Annotated in this window: 7 protein-coding genes; 6 read left to right on the forward strand and 1 reads right to left on the reverse strand. The window is 40.3% G+C overall.

Annotated elements, in window-relative coordinates; genetic code table 11:
- Positions 1–466: 466 nt before the first annotated feature.
- Positions 467–1,609 carry a molecular chaperone DnaJ gene (dnaJ, locus tag CYP84_RS00790; RefSeq protein ID WP_103636352.1) on the reverse strand — a complete coding sequence of 381 codons (1,143 nt, stop codon included), beginning with the start codon at positions 1,607–1,609 and terminating at the stop codon, positions 467–469.
- Positions 1,610–1,732: 123 nt separating this feature from the next.
- Here dnaJ and CYP84_RS00795 point away from each other — a divergent pair, with 123 nt between their 5' ends.
- The 6 genes from CYP84_RS00795 to CYP84_RS00820 all read left to right on the forward strand — a co-directional run.
- Entirely contained in the window at positions 1,733–2,404 is a 672-nt protein-coding gene (locus CYP84_RS00795; RefSeq protein ID WP_009294394.1) for a response regulator transcription factor, read from the forward strand.
- Complete coding sequence (locus tag CYP84_RS00800; RefSeq protein WP_103636353.1) at positions 2,401–3,657, forward strand: ArsS family sensor histidine kinase; 1,257 nt, start codon at positions 2,401–2,403, stop codon at positions 3,655–3,657. The genes CYP84_RS00795 and CYP84_RS00800 overlap by 4 nt, the downstream gene beginning before the upstream one ends.
- Positions 3,654–4,226, forward strand: coding sequence for a recombination mediator RecR (recR, locus tag CYP84_RS00805; protein ID WP_009294391.1), 573 nt, complete (start codon positions 3,654–3,656; stop codon positions 4,224–4,226). The genes CYP84_RS00800 and recR overlap by 4 nt, the downstream gene beginning before the upstream one ends.
- An 83-nt stretch (positions 4,227–4,309) precedes the next feature.
- On the forward strand, positions 4,310–5,926 hold the full coding sequence (gene trpD, locus CYP84_RS00810) for an anthranilate phosphoribosyltransferase (protein WP_103636354.1): 1,617 nt from the start codon (positions 4,310–4,312) through the stop codon (positions 5,924–5,926).
- Positions 5,913–6,527 carry a phosphoribosylanthranilate isomerase gene (locus CYP84_RS00815; protein WP_103636355.1) on the forward strand — a complete coding sequence of 205 codons (615 nt, stop codon included), beginning with the start codon at positions 5,913–5,915 and terminating at the stop codon, positions 6,525–6,527. Before trpD ends, CYP84_RS00815 begins: the two co-directional genes overlap by 14 nt.
- 5 nt (positions 6,528–6,532) lie before the next feature.
- The coding region (locus tag CYP84_RS00820; protein ID WP_141089174.1) for an AAA family ATPase at positions 6,533–6,963 on the forward strand (431 nt) is incomplete at its 3' end.

The raw sequence follows: 6,963 nt of genomic DNA on the forward strand, positions 1-6,963 counted from the left end.
ATTTAAAAAGGGGGATAAGGGGACGGCTTCGTAATTCAAGTCCCCTTGTCACCCTTTTAATAAAAGACCTTAAAAACTAAAGTCCGTAGTATTTTAAAAACAGAAATTTACTATCTTGTAAATTTTAAAATTCCATTCACTCGCAAGAATTGACTACTAAAATTTGGCTTCGCTCATCGCTTAGCTCAAATTTTAGAGCCGAAATTACTCGTTCATGAAATTTTAAAATTTACTTGGCACTTATCTGTTTTGATAAAACAAATTTTGCAAATTTTAAAACTTTACTCACTCGTCTTAGCAGACTACTAAATTTAGATCTTACAAAGCTCGCCACTAAATTTAGAAGCGTGATATTCTCGCTCATGAAATTTTAAAATTTGTGTGAAATTTACTTGTAAAAATTAGGATATATAAAATTTATTTTTAAAGAATTTGTGACGCCAAATTTAGTGTCACAAATCTAAATTTATTTTTTCTTTTTGCCTTTTGGCTCGTCGCCTTTAAACCAGCTTTTTATCTTATCAAAGACGCTCTCATCGGTGCTTGACTTGCCTGAAACTATGCCAAAGCTAGCTTGAAGCTTATTTAAAAGCTCTTTTTGCTCGTCGCTTAGTTTATCAGGCGTTTGGATAGAAATTTGAGCTACAAGTCTGCCTTTTTTGCGTGAATTTACGCCCTTGATGCCCTCATTTTCAAAGATAAATTGCTGCTTGTCTTTCGCGCCAACTGGCAGTTTTAGCTCGGCTCCACCGCGAAGTGTTGGGATTTTTATGCTTTCGCCAAGAACGGCTTGGGTAAAAAATACTGGAATTTCTATATAAACATCGTCATTGTGGCGGATGAAGTGCTTGTCCTCTTTTACGTTTATGCTCACGTAAAGATCGCCTTGAACGCCGTTTGCACCGATGTTGCCTTTGCCAGCGACCCTCATCCTCATGCCACTATCAACGCCCTCTGGGATCGTGATCTTGACACTTTGTTGCTGGATTTTATAGGCTTTTGCGTTGCAATCAGGACATGGCTCGCTTATCACTTCGCCAGATCCGTGGCAGTATGGGCACTCTTGAACGATATTCATAAAGCCATTTCCACGTGTGATCCTGCCGCTTCCGCCGCAGTGCTGGCAAGTTTTATTTTTGCCATCTTTGCTGCCTGTTGCGTTGCATGTTGGACAAGGCACTTTTTGATCAAATTTGATCTCTTTTTCGCAGCCAAAAACAGCTTCGTTAAACTCTAAATTTATAGGAATTTCAAGGTCGGCTGAGTATTTTTCGCTTCGTCTTTTTCTCTGTCTAGAGCCACCGCCAAAACCACCGCCAAAAAACGAGTCAAAAATGTCTGAGAGGTCAAAATCAGCGCTAAAGCCACCGCCACTGCCAAATCTACCCTCAAGCCCTTCCTTGCCGTATCTATCGTAGATAGAGCGCTTTTGCTCATCGCTTAAGACCTGATAGGCTTCGTTTATCTGTTTAAATTTCTGCTCAGCCTCTTTGTCGCCAGCGTTTCTGTCTGGGTGGTATTTTAAAGCGAGCTTTCTAAAGGCTTTTTTTATCTCGTCGCCACTTGCATTTCTTGAAATTTCAAGGATCTCGTAATAATCAAACTCCACATTTTTCCTTGTTTATTAAGCTTATTTTAAATGTGAGATTTTATCCAAAAAAGTTTAAATTTAAAAAAAAATTTACATTTTTGCCGTATAATCTCTACTATTTTTCAATGAAAAGGATGATTTATGATTAACGTTTTAATGATAGAAGACGATCCAGAATTTGCACAAATTTTATCTGAATATCTTGATAGTTTTAATATAAAAGTGACTAACTTTGAAGACCCATATCTAGGACTAAGTGCCGGCATAAAAAACTATGACCTGCTCATACTTGACCTTACATTACCTGGTATTGATGGTCTTGAAGTTTGCAAAGAAATTCGCCAAAAATACGACATCCCTATCATCATAAGCTCGGCTCGCAGTGACATCAGCGACAAGGTCGTTGGACTTCAGCTTGGAGCGGATGATTATTTGCCAAAACCATACGATCCAAAAGAGATGTATGCTCGTATCACAAGTCTTATTAGAAGATATAAAAAGACAAACGAAGTTCAAGAAGAGGTCGTTGATAGCGCATTTAGGATAGACGACAAGCGCCATGAAATTTACTTTAACAATGAAGCCCTTGCTCTTACACCTGCTGAGTATGAAATTTTAACCTATCTCATCAAACAGCACAGCTTTTCAGTATCAAGAGAGCAGCTAGTTTATAACTGCAAGAGCTTAAAAGACAAGGACTCAAAGAGCCTAGATGTCATCATCGGACGCCTTAGAACTAAGATCGGTGACAGCTCAAAAGCGCCAAAACATATATTTTCAGTTAGAGGCATAGGATATAAGCTTATCGGATGAAATACTCCATAACCACCAAGATAACTATCATCTTTGCCATCGCTTTTTCGCTGATGTGCTTGCTCTTTGTGACATTTGCAAACATTCAGCAAGAAAGTGCGCTTGAGAAGCTAAAAGATAAACAAATAAGCGCTATGAACTATCTTGTGGCGCTTTACGAGCGTGGCAATCCTCCAAGAGATTTGGAGCACTACTTTAAAAATTTCAACCTAGAATACGTCGGCAATAAAAATTTAGCCACCTCAGTTACTACAAGCGGAAACGCCATCTTTACGCAGCACACGCCTCTTGGCATGATGCAGTCGGTTAATTACAAAGGCGATTTGTATCTGCTCATCAAAAATCCATCTTTTCAGCTCTTGCTTGAGAGCAACGACGCAAGACACGTAAATGACCCGCTTTGGGTGGCATTTTTGATCATCTCGGCTCTACTTATCTCGCTTTATGTCTCGGTGCTTAGAAGCCTTTTGCCGCTTAGAAGACTTAGCAAAGATATCAGAAAATTTGCCAGCGGAAACATGGAGATGGCGATGACTGCTAGGCTAAATGAAAACGAGCAAGATGAGATCGGGCAGGTCGCAGTTGAATTTGACAACGCCGTTTGCAAGATCAGAGAGCTCATCCGCTCAAGGCAGCTATTTTTACGTGCGATCATGCATGAGCTAAAGACGCCTATTGGCAAGGGCAGGATCGTCTCTGAGATGGTTGCAAACGACACTCAAAAGATGAGGCTCATAAACGTTTTTGAGCGCCTTGAGATGCTGATAAATGAATTTAGCAAGGTCGAGCAGCTTCTTTCAAAAAGCTACGCGATAAACTATCAAGAGTGCCATTTCTCGCTCATTTTGGAGCAGGTGCAAGATATGCTCATGCTTGATAAATTTGAAGAGCGAGTGAGCTGTGACATCAGAGATGACGTTATATTAAGAGTTGATTTTCAGCTTTTTAGTTTGGCGATTAAAAATTTGATAGACAATGCCCTAAAATACGCAGAAGATAAAAAGGCCATTTTGATCTGCGATAGCGAATTTATAGCGGTTAAAAATTTAGGCAAAAAGCTAAATCACCCGATTGACTACTACAAACAAGCCTTCGTGCGCGGCGATAAGGTGAGTGCGGGGAGTGGCATGGGGCTTGGACTTTATATCATCGAGCAAATTTGTCAGATGCAAAAATTTGAGCTTGCTTATGACTACGAAGATGGCTATCACGTCTTTAAAATTTTACTTCGTGCAAAGGCAAAACGCGCATGAAAAGGGGCTTAGAAAAATTTAACGAGCTAACTGAGTCTTTTGCTAAGCTACCAGGTGTGGGTAAAAAATCAGCTGCAAGGTTTGCTTACTTTGTCTGCATGCAAGATAGCTTTGCAGGGCTAAGGCTTGCGCAAAATATCGAGGATGCGGTAAGGTTTATCAAGCGCTGTGAGCGTTGCGGTGGGCTAAGTGAAAATGAAATTTGCGACATTTGCAGTGACGAGAGCAGAGATAGCGAGGTCATCTTGCTGGTTGAAAGCCCAAAAGATATCTTGGTTTTTGAGCAAAATGGCATCTATAACGGCCTTTACTTTGTGCTTGATGAGATCGATGAGGACGCCATAGAGAGGCTGCGAAGTGCTATCAAGCAAAATGGCTCAAAAGAGGTCGTCTTTGCCTTTACGCCGGGGCTAAATTCAGACGCGCTCATGCTTTATGTCGAGGATAAGCTTGGCATGAGTGAAATTTCATTTAGTAAGATCGCTCAGGGCGTGCCAACTGGCGTAAATTTAGAAAATGTCGATATGCTATCACTCTTAAAAGCCTATGAGAGCCGCACAAAAGCCTAATTAAAATTTCTTTTAGTTATAATCTCACCTAAATTTATAATATTTAGTCCGCGTAGCAGCCGCTAAATTTAAAAGGATAGAGATTGATTTTACTTATAGATAACTACGATAGTTTTGTCTTCAATGTCGAGCAATACGTAAAAGAACTCACAAATGAAGAGGTTAGATGCGTTAGAAACGACAAGATAACGCTTGAAGAGATCAAAAAACTAAACCCAAGTAAGATTATCCTAAGCCCAGGGCCAAAACACCCAAAAGATAGCGGAGTTTGTTTAGAAATTTTAAAAGCAGACCTTGGCGTGCCAGTGCTTGGCATTTGCCTTGGACACCAAGCCATAGGGCTTAGTTTTGGCGCAAAGATAAAAAGGCTAGACGATCCACTTCACGGCAAGACCTCATTTATCGACGTGAAAAATAAAGAGCCGCTATTTGCTGGGCTGCCTGAGCGCTTTGAGGTTATGCGCTACCACTCGCTCTATGTCGATGAGCTCCCAGCTAGCTTAAGCGCTGATGTGGTGAGCGATGATGGCGTAGTTATGGCACTTAGCGTTAAAGATAAGCCGATCTTTGGCATCCAGTTTCACCCTGAGAGCTACTTTACGCAATACGGCAAAAAGATCGTTGAAAATTTTGTAAATTACAAGGCAAAAAAAGAGGTAAAAGAGCTAAAAATTCGCTCACTTAAGCCATATCTTATCAAGCTTCAAGAGAACATACCGCTTGATGATAGCGACTTTGAGCAAATTTGCGAGATAATAGCTAGCAAAGAGTACGAGATAGTGCAGCTCTCAGCCCTTTTGGTGCTAATTAGCGAAAAGAGCCTTTACCCAAAAAGCCTTGCTGCGCTTGCAAAAAATATCCTAAAATACTCGCAAACTTACCGCGACGATACGCCTATGATCGATCTTTGCGGCACTGGAGGCGATGGCTTTAAGACGATAAATATTTCAACTACTGTGGCATTTATCCTTGCAAGCCTTGGCATAAAGGTCGCAAAGCACGGTAACAAGGCAGTTTCAAGCAAGTCAGGCAGCTCTGATGTGCTTGAAATTTTAGGCGTAAAAAGTGAAAAATCACTGGCAAAACAGCGTGAAAATTTAGCTAGTAAAAATTTAGCCTTTTTCCACGCACCATTTTTCCATCCGCTAGTTGGTGAGGTGAGAGAAGTGCGTCAAAGACTTGGCATAAGAACTGTCTTTAACGTGCTTGGACCGCTTTTAAATCCAAATTTAAACCTTACAAATCAGCTAGTCGGCGTCTATCATAAACCTGTTTTAAAACTCTACGCCCAGACGCTTAAGATACTTGGCAGAAAGCACGCTTTGGTCGTTCGCGGCGATGACGGACTTGATGAGATCACGCTTTGTAGCGAAACAAGCGTTGTGGAGCTAAAAAATGGCGAAATTTTTGAGTACAGCATCACGCCAGAGCAGTTTGGCTTTAAAAGAGCGCTTCACAGCGACATCGAGGGTGGCACACCTGAAGAAAACGCCAAAACCTTGATCCGCACGCTAAAAGGCGAGGAGCAGGGGGCGAAATTTGACATCGTGGTCTTTAATGCGATGTTTGCACTTTACGCGGCTGATGGCGCAAAGAGCCCAGACGAGGCCAAAAAAATGGTGCTTGAGGCTATAAATTCTGGCAAGGCATATAAATTTTATGAAGAGTTCATAAAGGCTGGGGCTAATGGCGCTAGTTAAAATTTGTGGCATCAAAACCCTAGATGAGGCAAGTGGGGTTTGCGCTTTGGATGTTGATTTTATCGGACTAATATTTGCCAAAAGCAAAAGAAGGGTCGAGCTAAATTTAGCTAGGCAGATAGCGAAATTTGCTCATAGCAAGGGCAAAAAAGTAGTTGGCGTTTTTGCTGAGCAAAGCGACTGCGAGATAATGGAAATTTGCCAGTTTGTAGGGCTTGACGTGGCTCAGGTGCATGGAGTGGTGAGTGAAAATTTGCATGCAAATTTAAAAGATATGGGGCAAGAAATCTGGCAGGTTTTTAGCGTGAAAGATAGCTTGCCAGAGGTTGATTTTAAGCATTTTGACATGGCGCTTTTTGACTGCAAGGGCGAAAATGCCGGCGGAAATGGCACTAGTTTTGAGTGGGAAATTTTAAAAGAGGTCAAATTTAAATTTGGCATGGCTGGGGGCATAGGCGAGCATAATATCAAAGAGGCGCTCAAATTTAAGCCATATCTAGTCGATATCAACTCCAAAGTCGAGGACAAAAACGGCATAAAAGATGCGAAAAAGATAGAGAGAATTTTAAAGGTAGTAAAATTTAACAACACATTGGAGTAAATACAATGTTTAGTAATTTTTGTGGCGTAAAAATTCATGGAAAATGCTTTGAAGGTGAAGTAAAATTAAATTTTTTTGAGAAAGAGTACCATAGATTTTGTTTAATCTATGGCAAAAATGGAAGCGGTAAAAGCACTATTTCGCAAGCTTTTGATGCCGTCAAACAAAACAATCAACTTCTTATTGTGAGTCAAATTATAGATAAAAGCGGCGCAGCAGTAGATTTAACAAACGAAGATCAGAAAAAGAATATTTTTGTATTTAATGAAGAATATGTAAATAGTAAAGTTAAAATTAAAGATAATGGTTTGGACGCAATAGTTTTACTTGGAGACGCGGCAAATATAGATAAGAAGCTTAAAAAAGCAAAAAGGATTAGCAAAAAATTAGAAGGAAGACAAATTAAATATCAAGAAGAGTTCCAAAAATATAATGA

This window comes from Campylobacter concisus (genome assembly GCF_002912425.1).
Classification (GTDB): domain Bacteria; phylum Campylobacterota; class Campylobacteria; order Campylobacterales; family Campylobacteraceae; genus Campylobacter_A; species Campylobacter_A concisus_AH.